This window comes from Trueperella sp. HMSC08B05 (assembly GCF_001808405.1).
Classification (GTDB): Bacteria; Actinomycetota; Actinomycetes; order Actinomycetales; family Actinomycetaceae; genus Trueperella; species Trueperella bernardiae.
Genome location: NZ_KV793279.1, coordinates 1 through 17,506, shown reverse-complemented (window position 1 = coordinate 17,506; position 17,506 = coordinate 1). Strand labels below are relative to the sequence as shown.

The window sequence follows — 17,506 nt, the reverse complement described above, 5'->3', positions numbered from 1 at the left end:
GACTGCGCCACTTCTGACAGACGCGCGCCGCAACCGCCCCGAGCCCCGCCACACGCAGATCGCGCGGACAACTGGTGAATCTGAGCCCGCAAAGGCCCAGTTACGCGACGAAAGCTTCCAGACCCACCAGTTAGCCACGCCACCTGCCGGCACAGTGCGCTACGGGCATGAAAAGTGCCCTCGATAGGAATCGAACCTACGACACCGGCTTTAGGAGAGCCGTGCTCTATCCACTGAGCTACGAGGGCATGCCCTGCAAGACTACCCGAAAGGAGCCAAGGGCAAAAACGGCGCTGGCCGGCAACCCAGCCATAGGCTGGCACTTAGTGCTTGCCGGCCGGACTAGCCCTTGATGCCGGGCTCGTCGTCGTCGACCAGCTGGACCGGGCCCGGCCCGTGATCGTCGTCCTTGCGCACACGCCTGGGCACCACCATCGTGGGGCAGGCGGAGTAACCGAGCAGGGTCTGGGAGGTCGAGCCGAGGAGGAGGCCGGTGAAGCCACCGCGCCCGCGCGTGCCGAGCACCACCAGGTCCGACTCCTCGGACATCTGGGCCAGGATGTGGGCCGGGCTGCCCTCGACCGCCGTGATCTCGACGTCGATCTTGCGGCCCTCGTCCACCTCGGCCAGTTGCGCGGCCACGGCGGACTCCATCTCGTGCAGGTGCTCGTCGCGGAACGTGTAAGCCGGAACCCAGCCCACCGCAGACGGGTTCACCGCCACTAGCACGGTCAGCTTGGCGTTCCACCGATCCGCCTCCCACACCGCTCGCTGCAGCGCCATCTTCGCGTGCTCCGAGCCGTCCACGCCACACACCACCCGCTCGATCGGGACGTGCGACGACGGCGAATCCGTGGGCACCACCACCGTAGGGCAGTACGCGTTGGCCGGCACGGCGGAGGATACGGTGCGCAAGAGGCGGTCGGCGAGCCGGCCCGTGTGCTGGGTGCGCCCGCCCACCACCACGAGTGCCACGCGCTTCGAAATCTCCACGAGCACCTCGGTGGGATCACCGAACTCGAGCGCGGACGTCACCTCCACGCCTTGACCCTCCACCGTGACCACCGCCTCGTCCACAATCTTGCGCGCCGAGTCATACAAGTGATTTACGTTGCCCTGGGCGACCTGGAATTCCGGCGACATGTACTGGGACGGCAACTCGTACCCACACACGATGTGCAGCCGCGCCTCGCGGGCTCGGGCCTGGGCGAGCGCCCACTCGAGCGCGGAATTACCCGCCTCGGATCCATCTATACCAACGACAACAATGTTTTCGTGCGCCATTGCATCCTCCTTAGTTGCCTCTATTGTCTCAAAGTCGAGGTCACAGCGGTAGGAAATAGGCGATGTCGACGCCGGCGCCCCGCACCACCAACGCACACGAAAAAGGGCCCTTTCGGGCCCTTCATCGAAAAGCTTGTGTTAGAACACGCGGATCACGGTGGGGATGCCGATGGAGGCGTCCGAGCCGGTGGTGGTGCCCATCGACTCGTTCCAGGCGCCGACGTTCATGCCGTTGCCGAGCGAGATGGCCACGTGGCCGGGCCAGTAGAGGATGTCGCCTGCGCGGGCCTCCGAGTAGGGGACCTGGTAGCCGACCGAAAGAACGGAGGTGGTGTAGCCGCCGATGTGCACGCCGTGCTGGGCGTAGACGTAGCGGACGAAGCCGATGCAATCCCAGCCGGCGGGGGTGGTGCCACCCCAGCGGTAGGGGGCGCCCTGGTAAGCGAGGGCGGTGGCGCCAACGGAGCTCGCGGAGCCCGAGTATGCCTGCTGGACCGGCTCGGCCCCAACAGCCGGCGTGGCCTGAGCGGTGTCGGAGGTGGTGCGAGCCTCGGCGGTGGCGGTCTGGGCAGTCGCCTCGACAGGGGCCGCGGCAACCGGGGCGCCCTCGGCCTCAACGGTGACGGTCTCCATCTCCCATTCGCCCACCGACACCGTGCCCAGATCAACCGTGGCAACCGGGTTGGTGGTGGTAGCCGAGGTGGCCAGCTCGATCGAGGCTTTCGACGCCTGGGCGGCGGAAGCGTTGCCATCAGCCAGAGCCATCGGCGAACCGATACCCATGAGGACCCCTGCCGTGGAAGCCGTTGCAACCGCAGTCACGGTCGACTTCGAGAAGGTCGAGCGGGGCGCGATCATGTCGTGGCGACTCGCCATAGTTTTTTCTCCGTTGTGCTAAGAACTCCGCGCCAGTGCGGCGCGCTACGAGATCAGCATAACGGGACAATAACGATTTGTCACGATTTGATAACGATGTGATACGTCACTTGGCTTCGCGAACGAAAACTCCGCGCGCCACATCGGCCGAAAGCCGCACGGAATCGCCGTTTTGCACGACGATCGCGCTGTCGGAGTCGATAACATCCACCGTGATCTTCACCCCGGGCACGAGCCCCTCATCGGAGAACATCGACAGGATGTCGAGGTCAAGTTGGACCGATTCGGCCAGCCGCTCGATGACGTACTCCCCGCCCGGCTCGACCTCCATGACGGACTTGAGCCCGGCCTCGCGCACGTTGTGAATCGCCGACTCGCCAGCCGCCGGGATCGGGTTACCGAACGGGTCAGCCTCCGGGTGGCCGAGCAGGGCGTCGATCCGTTCGGCGACGTCGTCGGACACCACGTGCTCCCACCGGCACGCCTCGTCGTGAAGGTGGGGCCAGTCAAGCTTAATAACGTCCTGCAGCAGCCGCTCCACGAGCCGGTGGCGGCGCATCACGCGGATCGCGTAGTGGCGCCCCTCCTCCGTGAAGTCGATTTCGCGCCCGCGCCCCATCGACACCAGACCCGAGCGCTCCATCCGGCTCACGGTTTCGGACACGGTGGGCCCGGACTGGCCGAGCCGCTCCACGATGCGCGCGCGCAACGCCGGGATGTCCTCTTCGTTCAGCTCGAAGATGGTCTTCAGATACATCTCGGTGGTATCGATCAGCTGGCTCACGGCTCCCCCTCACTGGCTCTCCCCGCCATCTTAGCCGCTGGAACCCCCGCGCGCTCAGCACTCGAAATCTTGCCCGCCGCCTGCGCCCAAGTGAGATGATCGGACCATGAGTTTACTTCTTCCCGACGACGGCCGCTTCGGTTCCGGCCCCTCCAAGGTCCGCCCCGCCCAGATCGCGGCGATCGCTGACTCCGGCCTGATGGGCACCTCCCATCGTAAGCCGGCCGTTCGTGGGGCGGTGCGCTCGATCCAGGAGGGCCTATCCGATTTGTTCGGCCTGCCGGAGGGCTACGAGGCGATCCTGGGCAACGGCGGCGCGTCCGCCCTGTGGGACGCGATCTCCTTCTGCCTGGTGGAGGACCGGGCACAGGCCGCCGTCATCGGCGAGTTTTCCGGCAAGGCCGCCCGTGCGGTCGAGCGCGCCCCGTTCCTCGGCGAGCCCGAGGTGCTGCGCGTGGAGCCGGGGCAGATGGTCGAGTGCCGTCCCGCCGATGTCGACACCTATCTATACGCCCACAACGAGACCTCCACGGGTGCCACGACGCCGCTACGCCGGGTCGCGCCCGGATCGGGGGCCCTGACCGTGGTGGACGGCACGTCCATCGCCGGCGGGCTGAAGATCGACCCCGCCGACGCCGACTTCTACTACTTCTCCCCGCAAAAGTGCTTCGGCGCCGACGGCGGCCTGTGGCTGGCGTTCGCCTCCCCGGCCGCGCTCGAGCGGATTGAGCGCCTCACCGCCGAGCGCTGGGTGCCCGACTTCCTGAACCTCCAGCTCGCGGTCAACAACTCGCGCAAGGCCCAGACCCTCAACACCCCGGCGATCGCCACGCTCCTCATGCTCCAGGCGCAGGTGGAGTGGATGGTCGAGACCGGCGGGCTGTCCACCATGCAGGCGCGCTCGCGGGACAATTCCTCGGCCGTCTACGAGTGGGCCGAGGCCCGCCCGTTCGCCACACCCTTCATCGCGCCCGAGTACCGCTCGCCGGTGGTGTGCACGATCGACTTCGAGGGCGTTGACGCCGCGGGCATTGCGGCCCAGCTGCGCGAGCTCGGCGTCGTCGACGTCGAACCGTACCGTTCACTTGGGCGCAACCAGCTGCGCATCGCCACGTTCCCCGCGATCGACGTCGAGGATGTGACGCGGCTGCTCGGCGTCATCGACGAGCTGGTCGGCTAGCTCCCCACCCGTACACGACGTCGGGGATAGGAAAGGGCCCGGGCATTCGCCCGGGCCCAACGATTAGCCAGCCTTAGGCCAGGCCAAGCGCCTTGTTGATCGGATCAAGCAGGAAGTAGATGACGAACGTGCCCGCCGTAGCGTACATGAGCGGGTGCACGTCGCGGGCCTTGCCGGCCACCGCCTGCATAATGACGTAGACGATGAAGCCCACGCCGATGCCCACCGTGATCGAGTATCCGAACGGCATGAAGATGATGGTGACAAAGGCGGGGATGGCGACCTTGAGGTCGGTCCACTCGATCTCCGTAACCTGCTGCATCATGAGGAAGCCCACCGCCACGAGCGCGGGCGCCGCGGCCTCGGAGGGCACCATCGCGAACAGGGGAGCGAGGAAGGTGGCCAGCAGGAAGAAGATGCCTGTGAAGATGGTCGACAGGCCGGTGCGGGCGCCGTCGGCAACGCCAGTGGCAGATTCGACGAAGGACGTGTTGGAGGACACGCCGCCCATGCCGCCGGCGATCGCGCCGAGGGAATCGACAAGCAGGATGGACTGCGTGTGCGGCGGGTTGCCGTCCTCATCGAGCAGGTCGCCCTCGGAGGCGACGGCGACCATGGTGCCCATGGTGTCGAAGAAGTCGGCGAGCATGACCGAGAAGGCGAGCACGATGACTGCAAGCACGCCGATCTTCTGGAACGGGCCGGTGATGGAGAACTGGCCGAGCGTGGAGAAGCTCGGCACCTGGACAAGCGAGCCCTCGACCGCGGGGATGGTCAGGCCCCAACCGCCGACGTTCTCGGCGCCCTTGGGGCCCAGGTGGCCAACGGCCTCGACGATGATGGCGAGCACGGTGCCGGTGACGATGCCCCACAGGATCGCGCCCTGCACGCGGCGCACCATCAGCGCGAGCGTGACCACCAGGCCCACAAGAAACACGACGAGCGGCCACGTGGAAATCGAGCCGTTGACGCCGAAAGCGAGCGGGGTGGCGCCCGTACCCACGATGCCGGAGTTGATGAGACCGATGAGCGTGATGAACAGGCCAATGCCCACCGAGATCGCGGTGCGCAGCACATTCGGCACGGCGCGGAAGATCGCCTCGCGCAGGCCGGTCAGCACCAGCAGCACGATGACGATGCCTTCGATGACGATGATGCCCATGCCGTCGGCCCAGGTCATGCCCGGGAGCTGGACGATCGTGTAGGCCACGATCGAGTTCAGGCCCAACCCGGCCGCGAGCGCCAGCGGGAAGTTCGCCACGGCGCCCATAAGGATCGACATGAGGCCCGCGACGATGGCGGTGCCCGCCGCGATCGCGGGGAGGTTCGGCTCGCTGCCGCCGCCGAGGAACTGGCCGGTCGAATCCGGGCCCGACAGGATGATCGGGTTCAGCACGAGGATGTAGGCCATCGCGAAGAAGGTCACGAGGCCACCGCGCAGCTCCTGGCGCACGGACGATCCGCGCTCGGAGAGGCGGAAGTAAGAATCAAGAATGGATGGTGTGTTCTGCTTATTCACAGTGGTCTTCGTAGTGCTCACCTACGTGAGTTTTACACCGCGAAACAGGTGTAGCAACTTCCGTCTCACACTCTGAAAGACTCGCGGCGACGCGTTGGTCACATTGTGAAACAGGCAACTGCCGAGGTCGCGGCTTCACGGCGCCGCCCTCCCAATTCCCGCCCGGTACCGGGTGTGCCCGTCACAAGTCGTGAATCTGAGGCCGGCCAGGTGGCTATAGCAATCGCCAGCCGATATATTCACGAGTTCCGTCGGCCAGACCGCCCGACCAGGGTACCCGGCCGCCTTACGGGACCTCCGCGAGGACGAGCCGGCCGGCACCGCGCGCCTGGAGGATGCCATCGTCAGCGCGGACGAACGCGGCCTGGCCTGTGTTCATGAGGCAGTACTGCCCGGAGGCGGTGCGGATCTCGGCGGCGCCCGCCACACACAGGAGGATGCGCGGGCCGGCACCGCGCAGCTTGACGCGCCGGGTGGCATCTCGAAGGTTGACGATGGAAAGCTCGAAGTCGTCGACGGGGGCATAGTACGTGGACTGCACGGGCGAGATCCGCTCGGGCGCGATGCGGATGGGCGGGGCGGCCACGGTCTCCATGACGTCGAGTAGCTCGGGCACGTCCACATACTTTGAGGTCAGCCCGGCGCGCAGCACGTTGTCGGAGTTCGCCATGATCTCCAGCCCGAAGCCGGAAAGGTAGGCGTGGACCGTGCCGGCGGGGGTGAACATCGCCTCGCCCGGGTTGAGCGTGACGGGGTTGAGGAGGAGGGAGGCGACCACGCCGGGGTCGCCGGGGAAGAAACTGGCCAGGCGGCCCACGATCGCGTCCGCGCGCGGGGAGGGCGAGTCCTCGGCGGGGCGCGTGCGGCAGGCCTCGACCACCTCCGCCACGGCGTCCGCGCTCGGGCGCGAGGCGGACAGAAGACAGGAGAAGGCCTCGCGCACCCCGCCCGCGTTGGGCTCGCAGCGAATGAGGTCGGCCAGGCGGTCGGTCAGCTCGGTGCCGAGCCCTTCGAGCACGCCGATAATCCGGCGCGGGGAGCGGAAGCCGACCAGGGCCTCGAAGCGTGTGAAGGCGTAGACCAGCTCGGGCTTGTGGAGGGCGTCCTTGTAGGAGCGGTTCGGGGCGTCGAGCGCGATCTCCCGCTCCGACTCGCGCACAAACCCCCGGGCCGCCTGCTCCATCGACGGGTGCACTTGCAAGGACAGGGGCTGGGCCGGCGCGATGAGCTTGAGCAAGAAGGGCAGCTCGCCCTGGTGGCGGCGCATGACGTCCCGGCCGAGCACGCCCTCCGGGTCGCGGGCGATGTAGTCGCGCAGGTCGGCGGCGGGACCGGCTGGGCTGACGACGTCGGCTGGACTAACGACGTCGGCCGGGCAAGCGACATCGGCCCCGGCCTCACCGGCACCACCAGCGCTAGCCGCCGGGCCGGCGTCGTCAACACGCACATCCTCCGCCGCGAGCGCGACCGCGTGCGGCCCCACCCCGCACCGGGCGGGGGCGCCGGCGTGCGCGCCGAGCCAGAGCTCGGCAACGGGCGTGTCGGCGGCGGGCAGGCCGAAGAACTCGGGGATCACATCGCGCGCGCCCCAGGTATAATCGCGCACGCGACCCTGAATGATGTGCATGGAGAGCTACTCGTTCGCGGTGATATCCAGATCGTGGTCGTCGAGCACGGGGTCGGTGGGGTCCCACATCTTATCGGGCTTGGGCGTATCGGTTTCCGAGTGTGCGCCGCAGCCGTGGTCGAGCGAGACCACTCGGCCGTCGTAGGCGCTCCACTCATTCGCGCACACGCCGAACAGTTGGCGGGCCGAGCCACCCATGTGGAGCAGGTAGCCGCAGGTGGAGCAGGTAGCCTTGGCGGTGCGGGTGGCCTGGTTGTGGGGGCCGCCGTCGCCGTCGTACCAGCGCTTGAACGCCTCCTGGCGGCCCTGATCGGACAGGACGCGCGCCCGGCCGAGCCCCAGTTCAAACTCGGCGAGCTCGTCCCCGTCCACGCCCGCGGCCTCGAAGCTCTCATCCAGCAGGGGGTCGTTGGAGGTGAGGTTGGAGTCGTCGGGGTTGTAGGGCAGGCGGTCGGTGCCGCTGACGTCGGAGGGCCGGAGCCGGTCTGCCCACGGCACCCACTCAGGGGCGAGCAGAGCGTCTGGGCCGGGCAGTAGCGAGACCTCGTCCACCGTGCCGCGCCGGGCCCGCGGCACGCGCGAGAGCGTGACGGTCCAGAACCAGCCCTTGTAGCCGGGCAGCTGGCAGGTGAAGGCGTGCGTCACCACGCGCTCTCCCTCCTGCACCACGCCGGCGTGCTCGCCAACGTTGGACGCGTGCGTGACGTCGAGCAGGGCTTCGCGCGCCTGGTCGACGGCGCGCGCGAGCGTCTTTTCACGAGTGACGTTGTGGGTTGGGTTAATACGATTAGACATCAAAATCCTCAGCGAGGGCCCGCAGCGCCTGAGCAATCCGCGCGCCGCCCTCCGGATAGCGCCCGCGGCGGAGCGAGGTGGAAGCATGGTCAAGAATCTTAATGAGGTCCTCGATGAGCGGAACCATGTCTTCAGCCGAGCGGCGGTTCGCGGCCGCCAGCGACTTCTGCTTCTCGATCACCGTGACCTGCAGCGCGGCCGGCCCCCGGCGCGTATCGCCGATGCCATATTCAACGCGCGTTCCAGCACGCAGGCGCACTCCCAGCGGCACCGAAGTTTCGGGCAGGTAGACCTCCTGCCCGTCGTCGCCGGCAATGAAACCAAAGCCCTTCTTCTCGTCGAAGAACTTCACCTTTCCCTTAGGCACCTAGCGTTCCCTTTCATCAATGTTGTTACGTCCACCTATTATGACACTTTCGCCGCGGCTTTTTCCTGTGCCTCTTTTTCTTCACGACGCCGCCACCCCGGCCTGTCCGCTCTGAGGCGATATCGGCGCCCGGCCCGGCATCTACTCGCGCGGGGCTTGCCGGAATTGGTAGGTTAGTGTTGCGCGACACACGCGCAGGTTCAGGGAGGTCCCATGAGAAAGTCGCACGTCCTGGCGTCAACGGTGATGGCACTTGGAATCGTGCTTGTGCCCGCGGTGGCGTTCGCTGAACCGCCCCAGGACTTGGATGCGCGTTTTACCGACCTGGCGGGCGTGGTCGACGACGACGCGGCGGCGGCCGCAGAGGTCGAGAAGGTGCCGGGCCAGGACCTGTGGGTGGTGACGGTCAAGAACCTCGACGGGATGGACGCCCAGGAGTGGGCCGAGCAGACGCACGCGGTGTCGGGGATGGATAAGTACGACGGCGTGGTGGTCATCTCGGTGGACACGCGCGAGGTGGGCTGGCATTCGACCAGCTCGGGCGACGTGTCCGAGGCCGTGCTGAACGAGTCGCTGAGCCCGTACGTCATGGAGCTTTTCGGCGACGGCGACTGGGACGCCGGCGTCACCACCCTCGCCAAGAACGTGGCGTCGGTGGCGCGTGGCGGGGAGCTCGTGGACGATTCGGGCGGGTTCCCGTGGCCGCTGGTGGGGATCGGCACGGTGGCGGTGGGCGCGGGTGGCGCGATCGCCGTCGCCAATCGCCGTAAGACGAAGGCCTCCGTGGCGGACGCGGACAAGCAGGTCCAGGAGGCATCGGCGGCCCTGCTCGAGGTCGACGACGACGTGCGTGCGGCCAGCGCTGAACTCGAGTTCGCCCGCGCCGAGTTCGGGCTCGAGGCGACCCAAAGCTTCCAGCTAACGATCGACAAGGCGCGCGAGGCGACGTCGGCGGCCTTCCAGATCCATTCCCAGCTTCACGACGCCGATCCGGAGACCCCGCAGCAGAAGCTGGACCTGAGCGCGAAGATTACGCAGCTGGTGCGGTCGGCGCAGGAGGCGCTCGAGCACCACACGAAGGAATTCTCCGAGCTGCGCAACCTCGCCGCGCATGCCGATGCGAAGGTGGCCGAGTTCCGCACGCGCGTAGCGGAGATTAACCAGCGCCTGGAGCTGGGCAAGCGCACGGTGGACAACCTTGAGGTGAACTACCCGGCGTCGGCGCTTGCCACGCTGCGCACCTATCCCGCGCAGGTGGCGCACCTGCTTGAGGCCACGGGCACGTCGCTCGATTCGGCCGACTCCGAGGTGGCCGCGGGCGATCGCAACGGGGCGGTGCCGTACGTGCGCATGGCAGAGGCCACGCTCGCCCAGGCCTCCCAGCTCACGGACGCCCTCCTCAACGCCCCGCAGCAGCTGGAGGCTGCGAGCGCGGAGATGCGCGAGCGCGTGGCCTCGCTGTCCTCCGATATTGCCGACGCCCGCCGGCTGGCCCCCACCGATCCCACGGTGGCGCCGCTACTGGCCACGGCCCAGGAGGCGGTGCAGCGGGCATCGGGGGCGAACGCGGACCCGTTCCGCAGCGTCGAGGAACTGCACGAGACCGAGACGAAGATCGACCTGGCCCTCGAGCCCTTCCGCGCGGCGGAGGAAAACCGCAAGAAGCTCGAGGCCAACGCCAACCAGGCCCTCGCCTACGCGCGCCGCGCGATCGACGACGCCGAAGCCACGGTCACGCGCTACCGGGCCTCGGCCCGCAGCGGGGCCCGTGAGCAGCTGGCCCAAGCCCAGGATTCCTACCAGCAGGCGGCAAGCGGCGAGGATCCGCAAGAGCGCCTGCAGCTGGCTGAGTCCGCCCGCGTGGCGGCCAACCGCGCCAAGCAGGCCGCCCTGTCAGACGTGGAGCGGATGAACCGCGGCGGGCCCTACGGCTCGGGCGGGTACTCCTCCGACGGCGACGCGTTCGCCGGGGCGCTCGCCGGGTCGATCCTGTCCGGCGTAGCCCGCGGGCTCATCATCGGCGGGCTGTCCGGCGGGTTCGGGGGCGGAGGCCGCTCAGGCGGTGGCTTCGGCGGTGGCTTCGGCGGCGGTGGCGGCGGCTCTACCGGCGGGCGCCGAGGATTCTAGTTTTGTCCATGTCCAATTTTGACCAGGTAAGAGAAAGGTAATTCACCATGGCAGAAAAGCAGTCCATCCTTGGGCGCATGGCACAGTTGGCCAAGGCCAACATCAACGCACTCATCGACCGCGCCGAGGACCCGCAGAAGATGCTCGACCAGATGGTGCGCGACTACACCAACTCCATCGCCGAGGCGGAGGACGCGGTTGCCGTCACCATCGGTAACCTGCGCCTGGCCGAGGCCGACTACAACGAGGACATCAACTCGGCTCGCGAGTGGGGGCAGAAGGCACAGGCCGCCGTCGCGAAGTCGAACGAAATGCGCGCGGCCGGAAACGAGGAAGGTGCCGCGAAGTTCGACAACCTCGCCAAGGTGGCCCTCGAGCGTCAGATCCAGCACGAGGGCGAGGCCCGCGAGGCCGAGCCGATGATCCGCTCCCAGCAGGAAGTGGTGGCCAAGCTCAAGGACGGCCTGAACGTCATGCGTAGCAAGCTTGCAGAGCTCAAGTCCAAGCGCGATCAGCTCAGCGCCCGCCAGAAGTCCGCCGCGGCCCAGAACAAGGTCCAGGACGCCATCGCGTCGATCAACGTGCTCGACCCGACCTCGGAGCTTGCCCGCTTCGAGGACAAGGTGCGCCGCGAGGAAGCCATTGCGGCTGGCAAGGCCGAGGTGTCCGCGTCCTCGCTGGATGCCCAGTTCGCCGAACTGGAGTCAACCGACACGTCCGCCGAGGTCGCCGCCCGTCTCGCCGCCCTCCAGGCAGGCGAGGCACCCAAGGCGATCGAGGGCACGGAATTCACCGATTACTAAATCGATCAGCCCAGCGCGATACGACGGCGAGGTGGCCCACCCCGGGCCACCTCGCCGCCTCATTCCGCGATAGCATGAGAATATGTATTTTCTGATCGACGGCGAGAATATCGACGCGACCCTGGGCGTCAACATCCTCAAGCGCGCCCCGCACCGGGAGGAGCGCCCCCGCTGGGATCGCGTGTTGCGCTACCGCCCATGGGGCGAGGACGAGGAGACCACCGGCCTGTTCTACATGAACGCCTCCCAGCGCACCGCGTTCACCTTCGTCCAGGCCCTGCTGGCGATCGGCTGGAAGCCCGTACTGCTTACGTCCGACGATCCGCACGTGAAGATCGTGGATGTCGGCATCCAGCGCACGCTCGACGCGATCGGGTTGCACCGCCCGGGCGCGGACATCGTCATCGCCTCCCACGACGTCGACTACCTCCCCCAGGTCAGCGACCTGCTGGACGCCGGCCACCGCGTGGCGATCATGTGCTTCCGCGAGTTCCTCTCGGCCCAGCTGGCCGAACTGGAGGACCAGGGGCTGAAAATCATCGACCTCGAATACGACGTGGCGGCGTTTAACCAGACCCTCAACCGCATCTACCCGATCGACATCGACGATTTCGATCCGCTCGCCTTCATCTAAGGACCCAGGATGGACATGGCATCAAAGAAGCCCGAGACGAAGGTGCTCGTGGTCGACGACGAGCCCACGATCCGCGAGCTACTCTCCGCTTCGCTGCGCTTCGCCGGCTTCGACGTCGCCACCGCCGAAAACGGCGCCGAGGCGCTCAAGGTGGAGCGGACGTTCCTGGCCGACATCGTCGTGCTCGACATCATGTTGCCCGACATGGACGGCTTCGAAGTTCTCACCCACCTGCGCGAACAGGAACCCGAGCTGCCAGTCCTGTTCCTCACGGCGAAGGACGACGTGCAGGACCGCGTGCGCGGGCTGGAAGTGGGCGGCGATGACTACGTCACCAAGCCGTTCTCCCTCGAGGAGGTAGTAGCGCGCATCCACGCGATCCTGCGCCGCACCGCCCCCGAATCCGCCAGCTCCGACGTACTGCGCTACCACGACCTGGAAATGGACGAAAGCTCCTACGAAGTACGCAGGGCCGGGCACGACGTCGACCTGTCGCCCACCGAATACAAGCTCCTGCGCTACCTGCTCATCAACGCCGAGCGTGTGGTGTCGAAGATCCAGATCCTCGACCACGTGTGGGATTACAACTGGGTGGGCGAGGCGTCAATCGTCGAATCCTACATTTCCTACCTGCGCCGCAAGATCGACTCGCCCGAAGCGCTCGGGATCACCGACCCCGACGAGGTGGCCGCCCTCGAACCGCTCATCCACACCAAGCGCGGGATCGGCTACGTGCTACGCCGGGCGAAATGAACGTCACGTTCCAATCCCGGCGCCCGGCGCCGAAGGTGCGGCGGACCCTGTCGGTCCGCATCGTGTTCGCGTTCATCGTCATCATGGCGATCGTGCTGGTCACCGTGTCGTGGCTCGCCACGGTCACGTTACGCGGCTCGCTCATCGATGAGACGGACCGCAACCTGCGCTCCTCGGGCCGCACGATCGCCACGGTCACGATCGACCAGCTCATCAACGACACGCAAGACCAGCTCCTGCCCAGCGACTTCTACCTCTTTATTACGTACACAAATCCGGCGGCGAACGTGCCCTTCGGGCACCTGACGGTTGTCAACTCCCAGATCAAGGACGAAAACGGCACGCCGCTCAACCCCGAGTTGCTGGCCCAGCGCAAAAGCTCAGCGCCCTCCACCGTGCCCTCCACCCGCGACGGGCAGGAGTGGCGCATCATCACCACCGACCTCAACTACTCCCCCACCAACCTTACTTCGGTGGGATCGGTGGTGATCGGCCTGCCGCTCGAGCCGATCAATGACACCGTGCGCAACCTCGGCGGAGCGCTCGCCACCCTCGTGCTCATCACCCTGATCCTCGGCGCGCTCGCCGCCTACCTGCTGGTCGACCAGTCGCTCACCGGCCTGCGCGACATCGAACGCGCCACCCACGAGGTGGCCGCCCGCAACCTGTCCGTGCGCGTACCGACCGGCACCGACGGCTCCGAAGTGGCCCTGCTCGGCCAGTCGATCAACAAGATGCTCGCCCGCGTGGAGGAATCCTTCGAGGTGCAGGTGGCCTCCGAGAAACGCATGCGGCAATTCGTCTCCGACGCCTCCCACGAACTCCGCACCCCGCTCGCCACCGTCCGCGGATACGCCGAGCTTTACCGGCTGGGTGGCGTTCCCGACGGCGGGGTGGACCTCGCCATGTCCCGCATCGAATCCGAATCCGAACGCATGGCCCACCTGGTTGAAGACCTCCTCCAGCTGGCCCGGCTTGACGAGCGGCGCCAGATCAACATGCAGCCCGTCGACCTGGCCACCATCGCGCTCAACACGGTCACCGACTTTCACGTGCGGGCCCCGCAGTGGCCCGCCGAGTTCGTGGGACTCACAGGCGACGAGCCCTGCTCGGTCATCGTCACTGCGGATGCGGAAAAGGTCACCCAGGTGATTACCAACCTGCTATCCAACGTCATCAACCACACCCCCGAGGGCACACCCGTCGAGGTGGCCGTGGGCGTGGACGCGGAGCGGCAGGTCGGCGTCGTGGACGTACGCGACCACGGCCCCGGCATCGACGCCCAGCAGGCCGGGCGCATCTTCGAGCGATTCTTCCGCACCGACACCTCGCGCTCGCGCGGGTCGGGCGGATCCGGGCTTGGGCTCGCGATCGTGGCCGCCATCATGGAAGTTCACGGCGGTTCGGCGCAGGCCTTCGATACCCCCGGCGGCGGGCTCACCATCCGCCTCGAATTCCCGGGAGTGATGACGGGGGATACCAAGAAGAAGCGGGGTCTGCTCGGGCGCTGAGCCCGGCTGCCCGCACGCGAGCAACTCACGGGGCGATTTAAAAACACTGGACGATTTCGGGGCGATCTTCTCATATGAGGAGATCGCCCCGAAATCGTCCAAAATAATTCAAACCCAGGGCCGGCGGGCGCAGGCTACTCCGGGTTTGCAGCCCCCTGCTCCAGCATCGCCAGAATCTGGCTGCGCACGCGGGACATGAAGGCCTCGGCGTCCTCGCCCTCCTCGGCAAACATCGGCTTACCGATAAACATGTCCACCGGCGGGCGGTTCGGGGCCGGGAGCACCGCACCCACCGGCATCGCGTCATGCCCGCCGCGCAGGGCCAGCGGCACGATCGGGATGCCGAACTTGATCGCGAGCGCCGCGGCCCCCACCTTGAACTCGCCCATCTCCCCCGAGCGGGAGCGCGTGCCTTCCGGGAAGATCAAGATCGGGATGCCCTCGCGCAACAGTCGCGCGGTCATGCCCTTCGCCGGCCCGCTGACCTGGTTCGCGCCGCGCTTGCGCTCGATCGGGTACGTGTTGAAAAACAGCGCCGTGATCTTCGACAGGGTGGGCCGCCGGTACCAATAATCCGCGGCGGCGCCCGTAGCCAGCCTCTCCGTCATGTGCTCCGGCAACAGCGTGAACACCATCGGCGCGTCGAGATGCGACGTGTGATTGCCGACCACGACGTACGCCCCCTCCAGGCCCTCCACGTTCTCCTGCCCCTCCACATTCGTGGACAGGATCGTCTTCAGCGCCGGGCGCGTGAAAAACCTCCGCACGTTCTTACGCGCGTGCATCTTCGACTCCGAATGATAGTCATCCAGCGGTTGCAGTTCGCTCATCGCCGACCCTTATTCAGCTTCTTCACCGCCACCGCCACCGCGCCCGCCGGCGCGTGCTTGGCCAGGAAACCAATAAGCTTGAAGCGCTTCGAAGGGGTGGACGAGGTACGGCCACGGTCGGCGTCGGCGAGGCACTCGGCCACCACGCGCCGGGCATCCAACCAAAGGAAATCCGGGATCGAGGACGTGGACACACCCGTGCGCGCATGGAACTCGGTGCGCACCCACCCCGGGATGAACGTCACCACCTGCACGCCAAACGGTGCCACCTCAATGGCCAACGAATCTGACCACACCCGCACAAACGCCTTAATCGCCGAGTACGCGCCCATTGGCGCCGCACCCGACATCGACGACGTATTAATAATGACGCCGCGCCCGCGCTCCTTCATCGCCGCCGCAGCCGCACCACCGAGCACCATTGGGGTGATCCCCATCAGCTCCGCGCCCGCCACCAGCTCCGACGCATCCGCGGTAGCCATCTTCGCATACAGACCAGCGCCGGCATTGTTCACAAAAACGTCAACCGGGGACTGCGAAGAGCCGAGACGCTGGGCGACGGCCGCGACGCCGTCGTCGTCGGAAAGATCCGCCGGTAGCGTCTCCACCGACACACCCGAACCACGCAACTCCTGCGCCGCCCGCGCCAGACGCTCCGCGTCACGCGCCACGAGCACAAGATCCAAGCCGCGCGCAGCCAACTGCCGCGCAAACTCCAAGCCCAGGCCCGACGAACCGCCCGTAATCAGCGCCCTCCCGCGCACGAGTGACGTTGGATGCGTCATACTGCCATCGCCCTCCGGCCCAGATAGAACATTGCCGATTCAGATACTACCGCCATTGTAGGTAGAATCGCGGACGTCATCGAAATTTTGGAGAGAGATGTCTTGTACCGACGTACCCCAGTGGGTAACGCAATCCTTCATGCGTTCCGCGCTCGCGGTAGGTTCAACAGCCCCACGCGAGACCATCGACCGCGTGTGCTGCCTCCTCATCGAACTGTGGTCCAGCCCCGGCCGCCACTTCCACGGCACGTCCCACCTCTACGACCTCCTGGCCCGCGTTGATGCCCTCGCTGTTGAGGCGCAGGACGCCGACGTCGTCCGGCTGGCTGCCTGGGGACACGGGCTTGTCTTCTCCACCGACGGCCAAGCCCTCTACACGCGCAACGGCGGCGAAGACCGCGGTGCCTCCGCGGCTCTCATGGCCAAGTACCTCGACGAACTGGGCGTCCCCGGCGACACCGTAGAAGAGATCCGCCAACTCATCCTCCACATGCGCAAGCACCCCCTGCCCGTGCCCGAATCCGGCATATTCGGCTCGCACGACATGGACCTGCTCGTCCTCACCGACGCCCACCTTGGTTTCCTTGCCAACCAACCCCAAAAGTACAAGACCTACATGGAGAAGGTCCGCGAGGAATACGCCCACATCCCCGAACTGCACTTCCTCGAGGCGCGCCTCGAAGTGGTCACCCGCCTGCTCGACCGACGCCGCATCTTCAGCACCCCGCTTGCCACGCAGTGGGAGCAATCCGCGCGCCAGAACCTCGAACTCGAGCGGCAGCGCCTCATCGTTAAACTGCAGAAGACCACCGGGAGCATCCCGGTGATTAAGGCCGAGCTCGGCGGGAATGGCGGGCCGGGTGCTAGCGCGGTAGCTGGTGCTGCCGGCGGGCCGAGTGCTGGCGTTGCCGCGGGGGCGGCTGGGGCTGGCGCTCACGCCGCCGAAACCGCCGCCGATCGAACTGGCAGTCCGGCCGGGCCCGGCTCAACGCCGCATGGCGGACCTGCAGGTGTCAGCAATCCGTCCGTCGGGGCTCCCGCCGAGCCCCGCGAGCCTCACGCGCACTTCGAGTCTGACGCGACCACCGCTGGCGCCGATTCCGGCCGCGAGTCTACTGCCCCGCACCCGGGCCTCATGGCCGAACCGGAGAAGCGGCCCGTGGCGGCTCCTGCCCCGTCGCAGACGGAGCATGTGGGTTCCTCGTTGGAGTCCGCTTCCGCGGACCTCGACCCCGGCATGCCCGACCGCCCCCTCACCCCCGAGGAGGCCAAACAGGCCCGCCGCGACGAGATCGCCCGCGCCACCTACGAAAAGATCGAGCGCGCCAAGGCCGCCAAGGAGGCGCAGCGGGCGCGCGAGGCCCTGGAGCGCGTCCGGGAGACTGACTTCCCCTCCGGCCTGGTCGAATAGCCCAGCCCACCCCGCATCCGCGACACCTTTTTGATACCCGCCACAGCAAATTGCCATCGCCCCTGCCGGAAATGCGTCGCAAACGTCCGGGCAGATCTGGGTAGCCGGAGGCGGTCACGCCGGCGAGGAGGGATGAGGCTTCACAGCCCGAGGCAACGGCGTGACTGCCGGAGGCCCAAGTAGACACCGACCCAAACAGGCTCCCGCACAGACAAAGGGC

General features: G+C 67.0%; 16 protein-coding genes and 1 tRNA gene. 7 read left to right on the top strand and 10 right to left on the bottom strand.

All coding sequences use genetic code 11. The features are described 5' to 3' along the window. Positions 1-175: 175 nt before the first annotated feature. From HMPREF3167_RS09250 to HMPREF3167_RS09235, 4 genes are all read right to left on the bottom strand, one after another. Positions 176-248, bottom strand: a tRNA-Arg gene (locus HMPREF3167_RS09250). A gap of 94 nt (positions 249-342) precedes the next feature. Next, a complete protein-coding gene (locus tag HMPREF3167_RS09245; protein WP_062614124.1) occupies positions 343-1,284 on the bottom strand; it encodes a universal stress protein in 942 nt (313 codons plus the stop codon). 138 nt (positions 1,285-1,422) lie between these two features. Continuing rightward, complete coding sequence (locus HMPREF3167_RS09240; RefSeq protein ID WP_062614125.1) at positions 1,423-2,160, bottom strand: C40 family peptidase; 738 nt, start codon at positions 2,158-2,160, stop codon at positions 1,423-1,425. A 106-nt stretch (positions 2,161-2,266) separates the two neighbouring features. Then, entirely contained in the window at positions 2,267-2,944 is a 678-nt protein-coding gene (locus HMPREF3167_RS09235) for a metal-dependent transcriptional regulator (RefSeq protein ID WP_068539116.1), read from the bottom strand. A gap of 106 nt (positions 2,945-3,050) precedes the next feature. Here HMPREF3167_RS09235 and serC point away from each other — a divergent pair, with 106 nt between their 5' ends. Continuing rightward, on the top strand, positions 3,051-4,124 hold the full coding sequence (gene serC / locus HMPREF3167_RS09230) for a phosphoserine transaminase (protein WP_062614127.1): 1,074 nt from the start codon (positions 3,051-3,053) through the stop codon (positions 4,122-4,124). 73 nt (positions 4,125-4,197) lie between these two features. On the opposite strand, the gene HMPREF3167_RS09225 is transcribed toward serC, so the two are convergent. The 4 genes from HMPREF3167_RS09225 to HMPREF3167_RS09210 all read right to left on the bottom strand — a co-directional run bounded on the left by HMPREF3167_RS09225 (position 4,198) and on the right by HMPREF3167_RS09210 (position 8,432). Next, positions 4,198-5,664, bottom strand: coding sequence for an NCS2 family permease (locus HMPREF3167_RS09225; RefSeq protein WP_201783178.1), 1,467 nt, complete (start codon positions 5,662-5,664; stop codon positions 4,198-4,200). 265 nt (positions 5,665-5,929) lie between these two features. Next, positions 5,930-7,270 carry a mannose-6-phosphate isomerase, class I gene (manA, locus tag HMPREF3167_RS09220; RefSeq protein ID WP_070446569.1) on the bottom strand — a complete coding sequence of 447 codons (1,341 nt, stop codon included), beginning with the start codon at positions 7,268-7,270 and terminating at the stop codon, positions 5,930-5,932. A 6-nt stretch (positions 7,271-7,276) separates the two neighbouring features. Next, positions 7,277-8,065 carry a DUF3027 domain-containing protein gene (locus HMPREF3167_RS09215; RefSeq protein ID WP_068539110.1) on the bottom strand — a complete coding sequence of 263 codons (789 nt, stop codon included), beginning with the start codon at positions 8,063-8,065 and terminating at the stop codon, positions 7,277-7,279. Further along, positions 8,058-8,432 (bottom strand): cold-shock protein, encoded by a 375-nt coding sequence (locus HMPREF3167_RS09210; RefSeq protein WP_068539108.1) that lies wholly within the window; start codon positions 8,430-8,432, stop codon positions 8,058-8,060. The genes HMPREF3167_RS09215 and HMPREF3167_RS09210 overlap by 8 nt, the downstream gene beginning before the upstream one ends. 213 nt (positions 8,433-8,645) lie before the next feature. On the opposite strand from HMPREF3167_RS09210, the gene HMPREF3167_RS09205 reads away from it, so the two are divergent. The 5 genes from HMPREF3167_RS09205 to HMPREF3167_RS09185 all read left to right on the top strand — a co-directional run bounded on the left by HMPREF3167_RS09205 (position 8,646) and on the right by HMPREF3167_RS09185 (position 14,260). Next, positions 8,646-10,559, top strand: coding sequence for a TPM domain-containing protein (locus tag HMPREF3167_RS09205; RefSeq protein ID WP_083281153.1), 1,914 nt, complete (start codon positions 8,646-8,648; stop codon positions 10,557-10,559). Between the two features lie 47 nt (positions 10,560-10,606). Beyond that, entirely contained in the window at positions 10,607-11,362 is a 756-nt protein-coding gene (locus tag HMPREF3167_RS09200) for a PspA/IM30 family protein (protein ID WP_068539104.1), read from the top strand. An 82-nt stretch (positions 11,363-11,444) separates the two neighbouring features. Further along, positions 11,445-11,996, top strand: a complete 552-nt coding sequence (locus tag HMPREF3167_RS09195; RefSeq protein WP_070446565.1) for an NYN domain-containing protein — start codon at positions 11,445-11,447, stop codon at positions 11,994-11,996. 9 nt (positions 11,997-12,005) lie between these two features. Further along, complete coding sequence (locus HMPREF3167_RS09190) at positions 12,006-12,749, top strand: response regulator transcription factor (protein ID WP_062614135.1); 744 nt, start codon at positions 12,006-12,008, stop codon at positions 12,747-12,749. Continuing rightward, a complete protein-coding gene (locus HMPREF3167_RS09185; RefSeq protein ID WP_070446563.1) occupies positions 12,746-14,260 on the top strand; it encodes a sensor histidine kinase in 1,515 nt (504 codons plus the stop codon). Before HMPREF3167_RS09190 ends, HMPREF3167_RS09185 begins: the two co-directional genes overlap by 4 nt. 134 nt (positions 14,261-14,394) lie before the next feature. On the opposite strand, the gene HMPREF3167_RS09180 is transcribed toward HMPREF3167_RS09185, so the two are convergent. Together HMPREF3167_RS09180 and HMPREF3167_RS09175 are read right to left on the bottom strand one after the other, a co-directional pair. After that, on the bottom strand, positions 14,395-15,090 hold the full coding sequence (locus tag HMPREF3167_RS09180; protein WP_062614137.1) for a lysophospholipid acyltransferase family protein: 696 nt from the start codon (positions 15,088-15,090) through the stop codon (positions 14,395-14,397). Then, on the bottom strand, positions 15,087-15,875 hold the full coding sequence (locus tag HMPREF3167_RS09175) for an SDR family NAD(P)-dependent oxidoreductase (protein WP_070446561.1): 789 nt from the start codon (positions 15,873-15,875) through the stop codon (positions 15,087-15,089). The genes HMPREF3167_RS09180 and HMPREF3167_RS09175 overlap by 4 nt, the downstream gene beginning before the upstream one ends. Before the next feature lie 97 nt (positions 15,876-15,972). On the opposite strand from HMPREF3167_RS09175, the gene HMPREF3167_RS09170 reads away from it, so the two are divergent. Further along, positions 15,973-17,286 (top strand): hypothetical protein, encoded by a 1,314-nt coding sequence (locus HMPREF3167_RS09170; protein ID WP_148132438.1) that lies wholly within the window; start codon positions 15,973-15,975, stop codon positions 17,284-17,286. The last annotated feature ends 220 nt before the right edge of the window (positions 17,287-17,506 follow it).

What these genes read in the sequence shown, in the direction of transcription:
- HMPREF3167_RS09245 (WP_062614124.1), bottom strand. Translation starts at nt 1,284, where the DNA reads ATGGCGCACGAAAACATTGTTGTCGTTGGTATAGATGGATCCGAGGCG.
- HMPREF3167_RS09240 (WP_062614125.1), bottom strand. Translation starts at nt 2,160, where the DNA reads ATGGCGAGTCGCCACGACATGATCGCGCCCCGCTCGACCTTCTCGAAG.
- serC (WP_062614127.1), top strand. Translation starts at nt 3,051, where the DNA reads ATGAGTTTACTTCTTCCCGACGACGGCCGCTTCGGTTCCGGCCCCTCC.
- manA (WP_070446569.1), bottom strand. Translation starts at nt 7,270, where the DNA reads ATGCACATCATTCAGGGTCGCGTGCGCGATTATACCTGGGGCGCGCGC.
- HMPREF3167_RS09215 (WP_068539110.1), bottom strand. Translation starts at nt 8,065, where the DNA reads ATGTCTAATCGTATTAACCCAACCCACAACGTCACTCGTGAAAAGACG.
- HMPREF3167_RS09205 (WP_083281153.1), top strand. Translation starts at nt 8,646, where the DNA reads ATGAGAAAGTCGCACGTCCTGGCGTCAACGGTGATGGCACTTGGAATC.
- HMPREF3167_RS09200 (WP_068539104.1), top strand. Translation starts at nt 10,607, where the DNA reads ATGGCAGAAAAGCAGTCCATCCTTGGGCGCATGGCACAGTTGGCCAAG.
- HMPREF3167_RS09195 (WP_070446565.1), top strand. Translation starts at nt 11,445, where the DNA reads ATGTATTTTCTGATCGACGGCGAGAATATCGACGCGACCCTGGGCGTC.
- HMPREF3167_RS09190 (WP_062614135.1), top strand. Translation starts at nt 12,006, where the DNA reads ATGGACATGGCATCAAAGAAGCCCGAGACGAAGGTGCTCGTGGTCGAC.
- HMPREF3167_RS09185 (WP_070446563.1), top strand. Translation starts at nt 12,746, where the DNA reads ATGAACGTCACGTTCCAATCCCGGCGCCCGGCGCCGAAGGTGCGGCGG.
- HMPREF3167_RS09180 (WP_062614137.1), bottom strand. Translation starts at nt 15,090, where the DNA reads ATGAGCGAACTGCAACCGCTGGATGACTATCATTCGGAGTCGAAGATG.
- HMPREF3167_RS09175 (WP_070446561.1), bottom strand. Translation starts at nt 15,875, where the DNA reads ATGACGCATCCAACGTCACTCGTGCGCGGGAGGGCGCTGATTACGGGC.
- HMPREF3167_RS09170 (WP_148132438.1), top strand. Translation starts at nt 15,973, where the DNA reads ATGTCTTGTACCGACGTACCCCAGTGGGTAACGCAATCCTTCATGCGT.